The organism is Colwellia sp. SU-HH01172 (assembly GCF_057553355.1).
Map to the genome: position 1 here is coordinate 1 of NZ_BAAJMB010000008.1, position 16,310 is coordinate 16,310.

The 16,310-nt window shown below is 39.9% G+C and carries 12 protein-coding genes; 5 read left to right on the top strand and 7 right to left on the bottom strand.

The genetic code is table 11. The features are described from left to right. Positions 1–283: 283 nt before the first annotated feature. Positions 284–2,125, bottom strand: coding sequence for a methyl-accepting chemotaxis protein (locus AC27JP_RS17510; RefSeq protein ID WP_487117217.1), 1,842 nt, complete (start codon positions 2,123–2,125; stop codon positions 284–286). Between the two features lie 219 nt (positions 2,126–2,344). On the opposite strand from AC27JP_RS17510, the gene oxyR reads away from it, so the two are divergent. Continuing rightward, positions 2,345–3,250, top strand: coding sequence for a DNA-binding transcriptional regulator OxyR (oxyR, locus tag AC27JP_RS17515; RefSeq protein WP_487117218.1), 906 nt, complete (start codon positions 2,345–2,347; stop codon positions 3,248–3,250). 70 nt (positions 3,251–3,320) lie between these two features. On the opposite strand, the gene ahpF is transcribed toward oxyR, so the two are convergent. After that, the gene (gene ahpF / locus AC27JP_RS17520; RefSeq protein ID WP_487117219.1) at positions 3,321–4,922 is read right to left on the bottom strand and encodes an alkyl hydroperoxide reductase subunit F; all 1,602 of its coding nucleotides are present in this window, start codon (positions 4,920–4,922) and stop codon (positions 3,321–3,323) included. Positions 4,923–5,032: 110 nt separating this feature from the next. After that, positions 5,033–5,602 (bottom strand): alkyl hydroperoxide reductase subunit C, encoded by a 570-nt coding sequence (gene ahpC / locus AC27JP_RS17525; RefSeq protein ID WP_487117220.1) that lies wholly within the window; start codon positions 5,600–5,602, stop codon positions 5,033–5,035. A 256-nt stretch (positions 5,603–5,858) separates the two neighbouring features. Here ahpC and AC27JP_RS17530 point away from each other — a divergent pair, with 256 nt between their 5' ends. Next, a complete protein-coding gene (locus AC27JP_RS17530) occupies positions 5,859–6,038 on the top strand; it encodes a hypothetical protein (protein WP_487117221.1) in 180 nt (59 codons plus the stop codon). A gap of 38 nt (positions 6,039–6,076) precedes the next feature. On the opposite strand, the gene AC27JP_RS17535 is transcribed toward AC27JP_RS17530, so the two are convergent. The 4 genes from AC27JP_RS17535 to AC27JP_RS17550 form a co-directional block, all read right to left on the bottom strand. Continuing rightward, complete coding sequence (locus AC27JP_RS17535) at positions 6,077–6,823, bottom strand: substrate-binding periplasmic protein (protein ID WP_487117222.1); 747 nt, start codon at positions 6,821–6,823, stop codon at positions 6,077–6,079. A gap of 71 nt (positions 6,824–6,894) precedes the next feature. Continuing rightward, positions 6,895–8,502 (bottom strand): N-acyl-D-amino-acid deacylase family protein, encoded by a 1,608-nt coding sequence (locus AC27JP_RS17540; RefSeq protein ID WP_487117223.1) that lies wholly within the window; start codon positions 8,500–8,502, stop codon positions 6,895–6,897. An 8-nt stretch (positions 8,503–8,510) separates the two neighbouring features. After that, positions 8,511–9,695 (bottom strand): M14 family metallopeptidase, encoded by a 1,185-nt coding sequence (locus tag AC27JP_RS17545; RefSeq protein ID WP_487117224.1) that lies wholly within the window; start codon positions 9,693–9,695, stop codon positions 8,511–8,513. Positions 9,696–9,783: 88 nt separating this feature from the next. Beyond that, entirely contained in the window at positions 9,784–12,657 is a 2,874-nt protein-coding gene (locus AC27JP_RS17550) for a TonB-dependent receptor domain-containing protein (protein ID WP_487117225.1), read from the bottom strand. Positions 12,658–13,046: 389 nt separating this feature from the next. Here AC27JP_RS17550 and gltS point away from each other — a divergent pair, with 389 nt between their 5' ends. The 3 genes from gltS to dgcN all read left to right on the top strand — a co-directional run bounded on the left by gltS (position 13,047) and on the right by dgcN (position 16,304). Next, positions 13,047–14,261 carry a sodium/glutamate symporter gene (gene gltS, locus AC27JP_RS17555; RefSeq protein ID WP_487117226.1) on the top strand — a complete coding sequence of 405 codons (1,215 nt, stop codon included), beginning with the start codon at positions 13,047–13,049 and terminating at the stop codon, positions 14,259–14,261. A 36-nt stretch (positions 14,262–14,297) separates the two neighbouring features. Continuing rightward, a complete protein-coding gene (locus tag AC27JP_RS17560) occupies positions 14,298–15,182 on the top strand; it encodes a LysR family transcriptional regulator (RefSeq protein WP_487117227.1) in 885 nt (294 codons plus the stop codon). 123 nt (positions 15,183–15,305) lie between these two features. Beyond that, entirely contained in the window at positions 15,306–16,304 is a 999-nt protein-coding gene (gene dgcN, locus AC27JP_RS17565; RefSeq protein WP_487117228.1) for an N-acetyltransferase DgcN, read from the top strand. The last annotated feature ends 6 nt before the right edge of the window (positions 16,305–16,310 follow it).

Here is a 16,310-nt window from a genome sequence, read left to right on the forward strand (position 1 = left end):
AGATTTTTGTCTCGCCGTCAACCGTAAAATGCACTTTATTTGCAGAAATAAGTTTGTTTGCTTTTTATTTGTACAGACTGCGTTTTTATTGCGCTTATGATGGCTGATAAAGGCGCAACAGCTTTAATTGGCAATAGAGAATGTTGAATAATGTGATTAGCTGAAACTTCATCTTTATATGATCAGACGGTAAAATACGGGGTTGCTTACATCAGATATAAAAAAGCCCGATAATGAAATTCATTTATCAGGCTTTTAATTATTATTTAAAACTTAATAATAATTAAATTTTGAATATACTCGCTTCGTCGTGTAATTCACTTGCTAAGGCTGCTACATCATCACTAGCTCGAGAATTTTCTTGAGAATCACTAGCAACTTGCTCACCAATATCACGAATGCGGATAATATTCTCATCAACATCCTTAACAACGACCGCTTGTTGCTCAACCGCGGTAGCTACAAGTACAGTCATTTCCGCAATAGAGTTAACATCGGTAATAATCTCATTTAGCACTTCTTCGGTTTCTTGTGCTTGTGTAACACTATTAAGCCCCTGCTCTTTACACACGCCAACGGTATTCACAATTTCAGAGGTTGTCGCTTGTAGCTCACTAATAATGGCGGTAATTTCGGCGGTAGAATCTTGGGTTCTCACCGCAAGTGTTCTGACTTCATCAGCAACAACAGCGAATCCACGCCCTTGCTCGCCAGCACGAGCCGCTTCAATTGCTGCGTTAAGTGCCAATAGGTTAGTTTGCTCTGCAATACCTTTAATAACTTCGAGTACAGAAGTAATGCCATTACTTTTCTCTTGTAATTGCACTATTTCCTCACCTGCATTAATCAGCTGCTCGGATAATTGGTTAATATTAACAACTGTGCTATCAAGTTTTTCCTTACCTTCTACCGCTTTGATAGCTGCTTCATCGGTACGCTCTTTAGTCAGTCGGGCGTTATCTGCTATTTCACCAGCAACAATTCCCATTTCCGTTACCGCAGTGGCCACCATATCGCTTTGCTGTGACTGGTTTACGATTCCTTCGGTTGTTTTGGAGACACTACCCGAAACAATATTTGACGACTCACTAAGGGAGTCAACAGTTTGGTTAATGCTTTTAATGAGTTCCTGAAAATGCTCCATAAAGATATTAAATTCTTTAGAGATAACACCAATTTCGTCGTGGCGATCTTCCGTACGCTGAGTTAAGTCACTCGCTTTCCTAATTTCCGATATCCGTGTTGAAAAGTTATTTAACGGGGTAATAATTTGTCGTGCAACAATAATAATTACGCCAGTAATTAATATCGACACAATAATAGTCACAAGTAGATGTTGTATACGGGCTTGCTCAATACCATCGTTAATATAACCATTTAACAATTCAATTTCTTTTGTCAGTTCACTTTCAACTTTATGGACCGCTGAACGCATCGTGCCCCGTATACCTGACTTTGAGTCCAAGCCAATTTGCTTTGATATATCAACAAACTTATTAAACTCGCTTACATAGGTTGATAGCAAATTACGCGTATTGGCATTCGGTAGGCGAATATCAAGTTGTTCTGCAACACTCGCTATGCGTCCAACGTATTTTTCGTCGTTACGCAGAATAAAATCTTTTTCGTGGCGTCTAAGTGTTAATAGTAAAGTGTGAGACTCAAAATCACCCATAACTTCAATACTACTTTCAAGTGCATGAGTTGCCGCACGCAACTCGCCATAAGTACCAGAGTCTTTATCAAGGCCCTTTGCTATTGACGTCATTAATAGCTTTTCAAATGACTGTTGATAATTTTGCAGGCTGCTCTTGATAATTAATAATTCTTTGGTAGAAATATCTGCTGCTGTTAAACGATGTTCCATATCGGCAAAAAGATACAGCGCGTGCTTATAAGTGGTATCGAATTTTTTTCTGTACTTTATATCTTTACGCAACAAAAAGTCTTTTTCACTGCGTCGCAGTTGCAACATAGTGACTTGCAAATCTTTCAGTTCAGTTTTGATTTCAATTAAATTAGCTACTTTGCTCTGATTCGCTGCATTCTCAAGGTAAAGCCCTAACAAGCCCAACATAACTAAAGTGACAATTACATAGAGTTTTTGCTTAATGGTTAATTTCATACAACATCCCGATTAGAACAATTACGAAAGGAAACGTATTATAAATTTTAATTGTTTACTAAGCCATATTTGATTTCAAAAACATTGCGAGAAATCAAAGAGAAGCGAATATGTTACTGTCAAAGTTAACAACATCTTGAGTAAAGCACTGGTGAAAATAAAACCATTACGCTACTATCGAAAATACTATTAATTCTCTAGTATTAATTGGTTTTATCTATGATAAAAATTCGTGATTTAGAATATTTACTTGCTATTGCGGAGCATAAACACTTCGGCAATGCAGCAGAAGCTTGCTTTGTTAGCCAACCAACCTTGAGTGGGCAAATTCAAAAGCTTGAACAAAGACTAAAGCTCACCTTAATCGAGCGAAAAACTCGTAATGTCATGTTGACTCCTGCTGGTGAGAAATTAATTCAACAAGCAAGACAAGTGCTCAACGCCGCCAGTAATTTTGAAGAGGCTGCAAAAGCATTACTTGATCCGTTATCGGGCGATTTACATATCGGCTTAATCCCAACTTTGGCACCCTACGCACTGCCTCATATTATGCCTGCGTTAAATAGCACGTTACCTAAGGTTAATTTTTATCTACATGAAAATAGAACCAAAGATCTACTCCAGCAATTAGAGCAAGGTAAGCTCGATATTTTAATTCTGCCTTGGCTGTCGGAAATGGAACGCTTTGAGCGTTATGATTTATTTGCTGAGCCGCTAGTCATGGCAACCTCTCAGCAACACGAGTTCGCCAGTAAAACTCAGGTTAACTTTGATGATTTGCAACATCAGAAAATTCTTACCTTAGAAGACGGCCATTGTTTACGAGATCAAGCTATGGGTTATTGCTTCAGTGCTGGTGCAGAAGAAGACCACAGTTTTAGGGCAACTAGCTTAGAAACTCTGCGTTATATGGTCGCCAGTAATATGGGCATTACTTTGCTACCACAGTTGGCAACATTAAACCCGCTTTCTAACAAAGACATCCGCTATATTTCTTTTTCACAGCCAGAGCCAACACGAGAAATATCACTACTGTGCCGTGCAGGTTATGCAAGAATGGATTGTGTTAGAGCGGTTGCAACTTCTGTGCGCAATTCAATAACGCCATTATTTACTCCCCAATAGTAAAACTAAAACAAAAAGCGCAACTCAAATAGAGTATGCGCTTTCAAAACTTTCCATGTTCGAAAAGAACTTATGCCGCTGCGTCTTGGCTCTCTGTCGTTAATCCATTAGGGTTTGGTGTTCTAATTAAATAATCGAATGCCCCTAGTGCTGCCGTTGCGCCACTGCCCATAGCAATGATAATTTGCTTAAACGGCGAGTTAGTTACGTCACCTGCGGCATAGACACCCGCCATGTTAGTTTCACCCTTTTGATTAGTGATAACTTCGCCACGCTCGGTTAATTCAACACTACCCTGTAAGAATTGCGAATTAGGTAACAAGCCAATTTGCACAAATATTCCTGCCAGTGCGATTTCTTCTTGCTGATTAGTGGCACGATTAAGGTAAGTTAACCCAGTAACGTGCTTACCATTACCTAATACTTCGGTGGTTTGCGCATTAACAATAATATCGATATTAGCAAGTGAACGCGCTTTGTTTTGTAATACGGCATCGGCACGTAATACAGAGTCAAACTCCAATACGGTAACATGTTCAACAATACCAGCTAGATCAATTGCCGCTTCAATACCTGAATTGCCACCGCCAATTACCGCGACTGACTTGCCTTTAAATAATGGGCCATCACAATGTGGACAATAAGCAACCCCTTTACCACGGTATTCTTGTTCACCAGGCACATTCATTTCTCGCCATCTTGCCCCTGTAGCAATAACGGTAGAGCGGGTTTGTAAGCTGGCACCATTTTCTAATTCTATGGTGATCAGGCCGCCTTCTTCTTCACTTTCTATAATTTTTTTCACTCGTTGATCATTCATAATATCAACGTCATAGTCTTTGACATGCGCTTCCAAGCTAGCCACCAACTTTGGCCCTTGTGTAGCACTGACTGAAATAAAGTTTTCTATCGCCATCGTATCTTGCACTTGGCCACCAAATCGGTCAGCAACAATGCCGGTACGAATACCTTTACGAGCACTATAAATGGCTGAAGCTGCACCCGCGGGCCCGCCACCAATAACTAATAAATCAAAGGCTTCTTTGTTATTAATAACTGCCGCTTGACGGGCGCTAGCATTACTATCAACTTTATTTAAAATTTCGCTGATGGTCATTCTACCTTGACCAAACGCCTGACCGTTCAAGTAAACCGCAGGTACAGAAAGAATATCGCGTTGATACACTTCTTCTTGAAATAATGCTCCGTCAACCATCACATGCTTAATTTGAGGGTTAATGGCCGCCATCATATTTAACGCTTGCACAACATCAGGACAATTTTGACAGCTCAAGGAAATATAGGTTTCAAAGCTATATTCACCTTCTAATGCTGCCACTTGTTCGATAACTTCTTTTTCAAGCTTGATGGGGTGTCCACCACTGTGTAATAACGCCAACACCAGTGAAGTAAACTCGTGGCCCATAGGCACACCAGCAAAACGCATTTCACCACCTGTTTTCACTGATTTAACCAGCATTGATGGTACCCGTTCATTCGTTGCGTCAGCTTCTACTACACTCACTAATGTCGACATTTCAGCAATGTCTGACACTAATGATTTTAATTCTTTTGATTTGAGGTCATCACCTAAAAATATCGACAATTCAACAGCCGAGGTTAAATTTTGTAAATAGGTCTTTAATTGTTGCTTTAAGTTCGTATCTAGCATGGTTTATTCCTTCGAAAATAGATATTGAATTGGAAAATTTTAAGTTTTTATCTTGCTTTAGGTACTGCCGCGACATCAGTTGGTAACGTCGCGGCTAGTTGGACTTGATGTTAGATTTTGCCAACTAAGTCTAATGATGGTGCTAACGTTTCTGCACCTGGTTGCCATGCAGCTGGACATACTTCGCCGTCGTGCTCTGCAACATATTGTGCCGCTTGAATTTTACGAACTAATTCTTTTGCTGAACGGCCTATGCCTAAGTCATGTACTTCAGCTATTTTGATTTCACCTTCTGGATTAACAACGAACGTACCGCGTAATGCCAAACCGTCATCTTCAATCATGACACCGAAATTACGGGTAATTTTTCCTGTTGGGTCACCAATCATAGGGTATTGAATTTTACCTATAGTGTCTGAACTGTCGTGCCATGCTTTGTGAGTAAAATGTGTGTCGGTAGATACTGAGTAAACTTCAACACCCATTTCTTGCAACTGGCTGTAATGGTCGGCCATATCACCTAATTCTGTTGGACATACAAAGGTAAAATCAGCTGGGTAGAAAAAGAATACTGACCATTTACCGGCAACATCAGCTTCAGAAACTTCAACGAAGTCACCATTACTAAATGCCGTCGCGTTAAAAGGTTTAATTTTTGAATTGATAATAGATTGATACATGCTTATCTCCACTTGTTTGTAAAAGCTTGTGCTGTTTAAGTTGGAATAATATTAAGGCGAACCATTAAATAGGTACAATCGTTTAAATTAATAAATGTAATAGTTAAAAACTATCAATATGAGATGACGTGGTGAGGAAGACTTGCTAATGCAGTCTAGGCATAACTTTGTGCTATAGGGCATAAAAGCTTTGACACTGTTAAAAAGGCACAAATCGATAGATTATAGTATTCGCAGCTTAACCAAGGGGAAAATCATGAATATTAGCCACACTGAAGAAAACACGCAGCAACAGGAAGATGAATTTAACTATATCACCAGCAAGAGTATTGCTAAGCAGAACAAGCAAGCAAAGCAAGGTAATGAGGTTATTATGAGTAAAATATTAGAGCTATTAGAAGATAATGCTTCCAACCATGTTTTAGGCTATAACTAGGTTGCAAGGTAATTTAATGTCAAGCAAGCGCTGATAAATTACTGAGCTAACGCGGCATCACGTTTGTGAATATCAGCATAATGCTTAAGGCGAATATTGAGTAGATCATTATTTTTAATGGCTGCTTTAACAATGCCTTCTAATTCCAACTTTCGCTCCTTTAATAACGAGTGGCTAGAAATAGCAAGATAATGACGAGTTTTATAATCTGGTTGATACACTGTTTTCGCTATTCTGTTTCGTTCACCTAATTTCATTAAAAGTGGTAGTGTACTTTCTTCATAGTGCACAAATGCATCAATACGTTTATGTAATAACAATTCGATATTTTGCACGACCCCAGAGGCACGGAACTTATTGATTCTATTGTCATCATCGAAAGGTTTAAAATATTTAGAATAGCGATTTACGCCAATATATTTGCCAGATAGATCATTGTAGTTTTTGATACTTTGATGGTTTTCTTGTAAGGTGAAAATACGGTATGAAAGTGACTCATAATGCGGCATGATGTAAATAAATTCATCTTGTCTTTCATCCGTTTTCTGAATACCGACAATTAAATCTAATTGGCCATGTTCAATTTGTAGTAACCGCCTAGCAAATGGCATAGTCGACAATTCTAGTGTCATATTAAGCTTTTCAGCAAAATACTTTAAATATTTACTATGTAAGCCATGCCTAAACTCTTCTGCAACCGCAGCCCTAATTACAGGTTTCGTTCCGTCATTCCCATAAGATTGCCCACAGAAAAATAAAGCCATAACGAAAATAAAATTTCTCATTAGCTTATCAACTATTCACGATATCTTAATACATTAACTATGAGTGAAAATTCGCAATTTTCCAGCTTTGCTCAATGTACGAATTTGCCAGCAAGTAGCTTTTGATAATTCCCATCTTTAATCACGTGCTGACCATTAAGCCAAACTTGCTCAATACCTGATGAGTATTTATTCCATGATGAAAAGTCGGCATTGGCTGAAAAGTTTTCAGCATCAAAAATAATAATATCCGCCTGATAGCCTTTTTGTAGTTGACCACGATTTTTCAAACCCAGTATTTTCGCCGTTTGACTCGAGCTTTTATTGATAAATTCACCAACCGTTAACAACGCTTTTTTCTGCACATATTCTTGGTACTTTTGCGGGAAGCTAGCAAATTTTCGTGGGTGACCATTAGTGCCATCGGATGAGGTTACTACCCAAGGTTGTACCATAAAGGTTTCAACATCAGTTGCTGACATATTAAATGAAGCGACCCGTACTTCGCCTTCTTGCACTAATTCAATAGCGGTTGTCACTGCGTCTTGTTGTCGACGCTCAGCAACTTCGGCCAAATTTAGCCCAACTAGTTCTGGTATTTTAAATGCGGTAATTAACAGTGATTTTGGTCCGCCACGACGACGAATGTTTTCTTGAATTTCGGCTCGTAATTTAACGGCTAAGCTCACATCATTTAAACGGTTATGAAAAGCTTGCTGTGAATCTGCCATTGCCCATTTCGGCATGACCGCACTACGTAATTTAGTACCTGAGGCAAGCCACGGATATTGATCCGCCGAAATGCTAATGCCTTGTGCTTGTGCTTGTTCGATTTTTTCAATCGCAGCGGCACTTTGCCCCCAAACATCAACACCTAGGGCTTTAATATGGGCAAGGTGCAAATGTATTTCAGCGGCATCGGCAATATGTATAGCTTCAGCCAGTGCGGCAAGAAAACCAATATTAAAGGTGCTTTCATCACGTAAGTGAGTATCATAAATTCCGTTATACTGACTGGCGATTTTAGCTAACGCTACAACTTCTTCGGTATTGGCAAAGCTACCAGGTACATAATATAAACCGCTCGACAAACCTAATGCGCCAGCTTCCATCGCTTGCCTTAACAACTGAGACATTTCGCGCAATTCTTCTGCACTTGCATAACGCTGTGCTCGCCCCATCACTTGTTCACGCACGCTACCATGACCAACCAACAACGCGACATTAGTGCCGATACCATTAGCTTCAAGCTCTCGAGCAGTTTTTGCGATATCAACAGGACCTTCTCCGTCATTACCATTGACGACAGTGGTAACCCCTTGAGTTAAATAATTAAGGTTATGGTTTTTATCTTGGCTGTACAGTTCTTCTAAGCTATGCGTATGAGGGTCAATAAAGCCTGGGCTGACAATTTTTCCTTCGGCATTAATGGTATTTTGTGCTTGAATGTTATGTTTACCCGATGGATACATACCACAAATTTCATTAGCGCAAATGGCAATATCCATAGCTTGGGCTTCAACATCAATGCCGTTATAAACGGTGCCATTAATAATTAAGGTATCAGCAACCTTTGCTTGAGCATCGTTTACCGAATGACTGTCACTGGCTGACTTTTTTTCAACACACGCGCTGAGCATTAATGCACTACTAATGATCAAAGCTACAGGTAGAACTTGATTCAAACTTATACTACGCATAAATACACTTACTCTTTATTGTGATCAGTACCTGACATCAGCGTTTGCATTAACGTTACTGCGGCATTATTAGCAATAACTTTAATATTATCACGATTAGTTTCATCACCCATTTCATAAGTTATGGCGTGTACTTGATAATTATCAGCAAAATATTGTTTAGAAACGCCATTATTCGGACGGTTACCTGGCTTTTGTATTACGTCAAAATTCGGCATAGCTTGGTCAAGGGCACCTAACCAATGCTTAACAAAATAGCGGTTTTCAACGCCGTAATCTACCGGCATAGTATAAAAGACGTCATGTTGGGTAGAATGAAAATCAACCGCAAACTTTATCTTCTGACCACTAGCAACAAGCGCTTGTAAATGTTGATGTACTTGCGTGGTTTCAGGCTGCTTAAAGGTGATCCAATCTCGATTCAAATCAACGCCATTGGCATTATGACGCCAATTACCCATAGCGACACCATCTGGGTTTAAATTTGGAATAATAAGTAAGTTATATTTTTGACGAAAGCTATCCGCAAATGGGTTGCTCGCCAATAAAGTTTCAACAAAAGGAAATAGCGCTAACGCTCCGGTTACCTCTGGTGGATGCATGCGTCCCAGAATAACCAGCCATTCATTACTACTGCCTTTACTCTCTATTTTATATATAGGTCGACCTTGAATCGATTCACCTAATTGACTATGTTTTACTGAGCTAATAGCTTCTAAATGTTTCGCCCAATCAACATAATATTGATTGTTAATCACTTCTTGTCCGGCAATATAGGTTGCTTGCTGACTAGCACTAACATTAAAAGTTAACACTTTTCCACGATATCTATGCTTATGAACATGCCAAGATTGCATATCGTTACTTATTTTCGGTAAATAACGATTCTCTCGTTTGCCGGCAATTTTAATTGCTACTTTAACTTGAGCTGGCTGATCCGCCACTATTTTAAAAGCGTACCAAGGGCTAGGGTTTATCGGTGTATTTTCTGGCTTGATAATAACCTGAAAACTATTGCCCCCTATGCGCTTACATTCATCCATTCGGCTTGCTTCAAAGTCAGCCAGTAAACGTACACTGCCAATATTACATGCTTGCGCATTATTACTTTTATTTACAACAACCGTTTCCGCACACGAGGCAAGGAGTAGTGTTGAAAATAACCATGAGCAAATTTGTAGTGATTTCTTCATAATAACATCTTAAAAATTGGTATTGTTTCGAGAAAATAAGGCTCGACTAGTGTAATAGTCGAGCCTTAATTATCAACTTAGTCTATGACTAAAAGTCTTTTCTTAAACTCATGTAGAAATAACGACCACGATTTGAATGTAAGGCACCAAAGTAACCGTGTGCTAATTCATCAGCTAATGGTGGTTCTTCATCGGCGATATTTCGCACACCAAAGCGGATTTTAGTGCCATCTAAGGCACTATCGTCGGCAAAACGATAATCAGCATAAACATTCACGCGAGTGAAGCTATCCACTGGCAACATAATAACTTCGTCGTCAACGGTTGCTGTCGTACTGGTATCAATCACTTCACTCACGTAATTAGCATTAATACCTGCTCCCCACTGATTATAATCCCAATCAAGTGAAACTCTTGCGCGCCATTCTGGACGACCATTTTGTTTGATCAAGTCGCCAGCGCCAGCAACTGTTCGGTCTGCCGGTACCGCTGGATTCCCGGCTTCTTGGGCCGCAATTAACTGTGCTGAAATTGAGTCAGCTTCTTGCTCAAACTTATTCAGCTTGGCAGCATTAGCGGTAAATTCAAATTCACCGAAATCAGTTTCCCAATCATAAATCAAACTAAAATCTATGCCTTCAATGTTTCTGACACCTAAATTCAAATAATCATTATTGATTTGTATCACTTCATTGGTATTGGCATCACGAATGACTGCACTATTACTAGAGCCTTCACTTCTTAGTAATGAATCGTAAAGTAAATGTGATGACCCTGGTAAAATACCCACTAAATCTTTCTGCTTAATTTTCCAAGTATCTATGGTAAAAGTCAGATTTTCAGTAGGTTCAAAGATTAAACCAAACGAGGTATTTTCATCATCTTCTGGTTTTAAGTCGGTCGTACCACTACGAATATCAACAATGCCATAAGTTGAATCAAGCACTGGATCATACAAACTATTTGAGCGTGGCACACCTTCCGCTGATACTTGCGGTAAACCAGGTGCACGGAATCCACCCGCGTATGATGCTCGGAAACTTATCCAATCTGCTGGCTCCCAAAACAACGCCACTTTTGGTTTTACTGCACTGCCAACATCAGAAAAATTTTCATATCGGCCAGCCACTTGTAATTCTACATAATGAGAATCAGAGTCAACTAAAGGGACTAAAAATTCTGCATAGGCAGAAGTGACATTACGAGAAGCTTTTGAATCTGGCGTTGGACTGCTACCTAAAACGTCACTACCCGAAAGCTCTTCTCCCGAAATTTGATCAACAAACGGGATTCTACCATCAAGTAATGGATCGCGATCATCTTCAAAGGTTTCACGTCTAAATTCAACGCCCATTGCAATTCCAACATCACCAGCAGGTAAGCTCCAAAGAGCACCATTACTGACTTTAAAATCAACTGATGCCAAGCTTGTTTTTGAATCACGATTAACGTTAACCATAAATTGGTCGATAACACTTTGTGGATTTAAGGTTGTATCACCACTATTTGGATTGTTTACATCACCGCCTGTAAAGATGTTATACGCTAATGAAGGATCAGTACTATTGATTGCCTGCTGAAATTTACTGGCTTGAATACGGTTGGCTGAATCATTAGTTTCTGCCGCAGTGTAAAATGCCGCAGTCTCCCAATCCCAATCGTTATACGTACCTTTCAAACCACCTAAAACACGATAACTAGTATCGTCAACTTCAACATTTCTAGGCCCTGTATCAATTGCTCGATAGCTACGCAATAATACTTCCTCGCCAAATGGGTTATGTGCTGCATCGGCAGAAATAAGAAAACGTTGTGCGGTTAAGTTATGCGTTTGCTCACGAGTACGTTCCGCTTTCGCATTGTAATATGTCACTTCAGAAAAAAAGTCTAAATCGCTATTAATCTCATGCGTAAAATAACTGTAAAAATTTAATCGCCTGACATCAGAAACTAATGAACGAGTAGTGCCGCGATCAAAGCGCTGGTCTCTTGGGAAGCTACCACTGTCAGCACAAACACCACCGTCTAGATTAACCACACAACCAGAGCTCGTATCAGGCTGCAAATGAAAACGGCCTAAAGCGTCCGATTGAAAGTCACCCCAAGGCGTTGCAGTAGAGCGATTATCTAATTGGGTATCGCCAATAAACTCTTCTGGTAGTCCAGGATATTCACGTAAATCATGACTGGCTGAATAAGGACGTTCACTCGCCATCATGCCATTACGATCATAGTAGCTAAATGACGCGGTTAAGTGTGAACGACCTTCATTTAAATCAAAGCCGGTTAAATAACTAAAGGTGGTTTCATCAAGTGATGTACCTTCTGAGCCGCCATATGACAACTTAACTTGATTACCCTCAAAGTCATCTTTAAGTTGGTAGTTTACAACACCAGCAACGGCATCAGAGCCGTATATTGCCGCAGCACCATCACGTAAAACTTGCAAAGAACGTAAGCCTGAAACAGGTAAAGTATTTGAATTTGATGTCGACACAGGAACAAAATTTTCTGATTGTGTACCTGGATGAGTGACAAGTCGACGTCCATTTAGCAAGGTTAAGGTATTACCTGAGCCTACGCCGCGTAAGTTAATTGAAGCAACATCGCCACGGGCATCATTTACACCACCATTACCCGTTGCAGCACCAAAGTTAACAGCGCCAATTTGCGGTATTGAACGTAATAATTCATCACCTGACATTGCCGCCGTATTTTCAATGTCTTTCTCTGTTAATGCGGTAACAGGTAAGGCACCAATATCAGAAGCACGTTTAATATTAGAACCAACAATACTGATTCGTTCAATTTCTTCTTCTTTAGCTGCCGCTTCTTCTGCATTGGCTTGCTGAATAAATGTTGTTTGGGCTGTTAAGGCGGCTAGTACACATAGACTTACCCGCTTTAACTTATGCTTATACATCGCTTGTTGTTTCATCACTCTCACCATCATAAGTTGCATTTATACTGTTTTATTTGTCGAATATTTTTTTATTCGTTTCTTGTTGTTAGGTTCACCATGCCGAATTCATAAACGCAATACTATTGACACTTCGTTTACAACCCATAACCTAAAGTTATAGCAAAGTTACAATTTCAGCCAATTTCTCCTTTCAATCACGTTATCATCCTCATAATTATGCTAAGCTCCCGCGCAAAAATTTTCCTAGCTAACTTCATTAACAGTGAATGAAAGCTGAGTAGCGAGAGTAAAACTTTTGGTTATGACTCTCTTAAATTTTTGAACTGCTGATCGAACGATTATCTCTTTACAATCGAATTTCGATGCATTGTCCATATAAGAATCATGCGATAACGAAAACGCCAAATAGAAAAAGGTTAAATGCTCATATGAATATTGAAATATCTACTACTGAAACGCTGCTCGTTGCTCTTGTCATTCTTTTTGCCGGTTACTACCTTAATAGCAAAATTGCATTTCTAAAAAATAACAACATTCCTGAACCCGTTGTCGGCGGTATTGCTTTTTCCATTCTTTCGGCAATTGCTCACGTGTATTTTGATGTGAATTTTCAATTTGATATGGCCTTTAAAAATCCACTAATGACAGTATTTTTTACTACTGTCGGTTTAGGCGCCAGTTTCACTTTATTACTTAAAGGCGGGCCTAAAGTGGCGTTATTTCTTGGTGTTGCCACTTTATATCTGCTGGTACAAAATGCCGTTGGAGTTTCTGTTGCCGCGGCCACAGGTATGGAGCCATTAATGGGCTTAATCGGCGGTTCAGTGACACTTTCTGGTGGTCATGGTAATGGCGCAACCTACGCTGATTTATTTATTAATGAATATGGCATGCATAGCAGCGTATTTGAGTTAGCCATGGCAGCAGCAACCTTAGGATTAATATTAGGCGGCTTGGCTGGCGGCCCAGTGAGCAAAAAACTCATTAAAAAATATAACCTCAAAGCAGATACTTCTTACCATGAGGAATTAGACGATACCATTACCTTTGATCCAGAAGATCATGACTTAGTTACGCCAAAGAAAATGATGGAAACACTTTTTGTTATTTTACTTTGTATGTATTTAGGTCGTATGGGTTATGAAGCATTAAAAGCCATTGACGTGGTGCTACCTGCTTTTTTAATTCCATTATTATTTGGTGTGGTTATCACCAACCTAACCGAGTTTACTAAAATTTATAAGGTCAGCCGTGCGTGTATCGATTTATGGGGTACCATGGCGTTATCAATATTCCTTGCCATGGCATTAATGTCGTTGAAAATATGGGAACTGGTTAGCTTAGCTGGTCCAATGATATTTTTGATTTTAGTGCAAGCCGTTATGTTAATGCTGTTTGCTTACTTCATCACGTTTAGGGTTATGGGCAAGAACTACAACGCTGCAATCATGGCAGGAGGTCATTGTGGCTTTGGCCTTGGAGCAACGCCAACAGCCGTCGCTAATATGGAATCTTTAGTGTCACGCCATGGTCCGTCACCACAAGCATTTTTAGTGGTACCATTGGTGGGTGCATTTTTTATTGATATCACCAATGCTTTGATCATACAGTTATATTTAAGCTTACCATTTGTTGGTGGTTAACCAAGCCTAGCCCACAAACTTTACTAAGGACGTTGAATGCGCTTACGACATATAGAAATTTTTCATGCCATTTATACAACAGGTTCCATCACTAATGCCGCAAAAATTTTGCATGTATCGCAGCCCTCAGTCAGTAAAGTATTATCACATGCCGAGTTACAGCTCGGCTTCAATCTTTTTGAACGGGTTAAGGGCCGGCTAATTCCGACCGATGAAGCAGAAATGCTTTTTGATGAAGTTGATAAAATTTATCAGCAAATGCGCTCAATAAAAAATACCGCACAGAATATTAAAAAATCTGAGTTTGGTAGTATCGCTCTTGGCGTGACACCCGCATTAGGTTTTGATGCCATTCCCAATGTTATTGCCAATTACCATCAAGACTATCCAAACGTTACTTTTGATATTCAAACCATTCATAACGATGCTGTAATGCAGTCTTTGCTAGAACATAAATGTGATTTAGCAATCCTATTTTCCCCACATAGCATGCCTGGCATTACTTCCATTCCTTTAGCAGAATCAGAATTAGTCATAGTCTATCCGAAAGAAAAATTCCCTAATTCTCCACAGCAATTAACCTTAAGTGAAGTCAGCGATTCAGAATTTATTGATATTAGTGATAGTGGCCCACTCGCTGATATGTTGTGGGCAAGAGCAATGGAAGAAGACATCAGTTTCACATCATCAATTAAAGTGCAAACCTACTTTATTGCTGCTCGTTTAGTGGCACGTGGCTTGGGCGTTTGTGTGGTTGACCGCTACACCGCAGACGGCAATCTGTCAGATAATGTTGCTATTGCCTCTTTTGAACCCGCTCTTACCTTTAACATCAATGCGGTACATTTAGAAAACCGAACTAAATCTAAAGTAATTGATGAATTCATTCCATATTTAAAACAGGGAATTTCAAACAGTTAAAGAGAAACATAACCCCAGGTTATGATCGATACAAGCCTTCTCACTTTTAATGTTTGGTCACTAAGTTAAGCTCGGAATAAGAAAATTTCTGCTATCCCAGCGTTTAAATTTAGGAACTTCATTATGCAAATTGCTTCTCCTTACCTATTATTTATCGGTGATGCCACTGATCAACTTTCGATAAAAATGGCACGTGGCGCGGCAGACTGGCGGCCGGAGCTTTGTGTAGGTGAATACAGCGTTGACGGCTGCACCGTGAGTACAGGCATAAAAAAAATGGACATTGCACAGGCAGCAAGCCAAGGCGCAAAATCTTTTATTTTAGGCTTTGCCAATAGCGGCGGTGTGCTTGAAAAGAAATGGCTACCCTACATTCTAGAAGCAATGGATAACGGCATGGATATCGTTTCCGGTCTACACGACAAACTAACTGATTTTCCTGAAATTGTCGCAAAAGCCCAACAAACGCAACGACAGTTGCTCGATATACGGCATCCAAAAGCTGAGTTCGTTACGGGTACTGGGGTAAAACGCTCAGGTAAGCGTTTACTGACTGTCGGTACGGATTGTTCAGTGGGCAAAATGTATACCTCATTAAGCCTTGAAAAGTCGATGAAAAAACTAGGTTTTGATGTTGATTTTCGCGCCACAGGCCAATGCGGCATTTTAATCGCTGGCCAAGGTGTTGCCATTGATTGCGTTATCTCTGACTTTCTCTCAGGTGCAACTGAGTCACTTTCCCCAAACAACAGTGCTGAACACTGGGATATTATTGAAGGCCAAGGTTCGTTATCACACCCTGCTTTTGCCGGGGTAAGTTTAGGTTTATTGCATGGCTCCCAACCTGATGCGCTAGTCGTTTGTCACGATTTAAACCGCAGCCACATGCGCGGCTTACCTGATAGCCAATTTCCTAGCATTGAAAATACAATCGCTTTGAATGTACAAGCGGCTAAGCTTACCAACCCAAATGCAAAAGTCGTTGGCATTACCGTGAATACCTCGAGTGTCAGCGTTGATGAAGGGCAACGTATTTGTGCTCAACTTAGCGAACAGTTTTCTCTGCCTTGTGTCGACCCATTGCGTGATGGTGCTGATAGTATCATTGCAACTTTAGCATAGGCAAAA

What these genes read in the sequence shown, in the direction of transcription:
- dgcN (WP_487117228.1), top strand. Translation starts at nt 15,306, where the DNA reads ATGCAAATTGCTTCTCCTTACCTATTATTTATCGGTGATGCCACTGAT.
- AC27JP_RS17530 (WP_487117221.1), top strand. Translation starts at nt 5,859, where the DNA reads ATGAATATTAGCCACACTGAAGAAAACACGCAGCAACAGGAAGATGAA.
- AC27JP_RS17560 (WP_487117227.1), top strand. Translation starts at nt 14,298, where the DNA reads ATGCGCTTACGACATATAGAAATTTTTCATGCCATTTATACAACAGGT.
- AC27JP_RS17545 (WP_487117224.1), bottom strand. Translation starts at nt 9,695, where the DNA reads ATGAAGAAATCACTACAAATTTGCTCATGGTTATTTTCAACACTACTC.
- AC27JP_RS17510 (WP_487117217.1), bottom strand. Translation starts at nt 2,125, where the DNA reads ATGAAATTAACCATTAAGCAAAAACTCTATGTAATTGTCACTTTAGTT.
- AC27JP_RS17540 (WP_487117223.1), bottom strand. Translation starts at nt 8,502, where the DNA reads ATGCGTAGTATAAGTTTGAATCAAGTTCTACCTGTAGCTTTGATCATT.
- ahpC (WP_487117220.1), bottom strand. Translation starts at nt 5,602, where the DNA reads ATGTATCAATCTATTATCAATTCAAAAATTAAACCTTTTAACGCGACG.
- ahpF (WP_487117219.1), bottom strand. Translation starts at nt 4,922, where the DNA reads ATGCTAGATACGAACTTAAAGCAACAATTAAAGACCTATTTACAAAAT.
- AC27JP_RS17535 (WP_487117222.1), bottom strand. Translation starts at nt 6,823, where the DNA reads ATGAGAAATTTTATTTTCGTTATGGCTTTATTTTTCTGTGGGCAATCT.
- gltS (WP_487117226.1), top strand. Translation starts at nt 13,047, where the DNA reads ATGAATATTGAAATATCTACTACTGAAACGCTGCTCGTTGCTCTTGTC.
- oxyR (WP_487117218.1), top strand. Translation starts at nt 2,345, where the DNA reads ATGATAAAAATTCGTGATTTAGAATATTTACTTGCTATTGCGGAGCAT.
- AC27JP_RS17550 (WP_487117225.1), bottom strand. Translation starts at nt 12,657, where the DNA reads ATGCAACTTATGATGGTGAGAGTGATGAAACAACAAGCGATGTATAAG.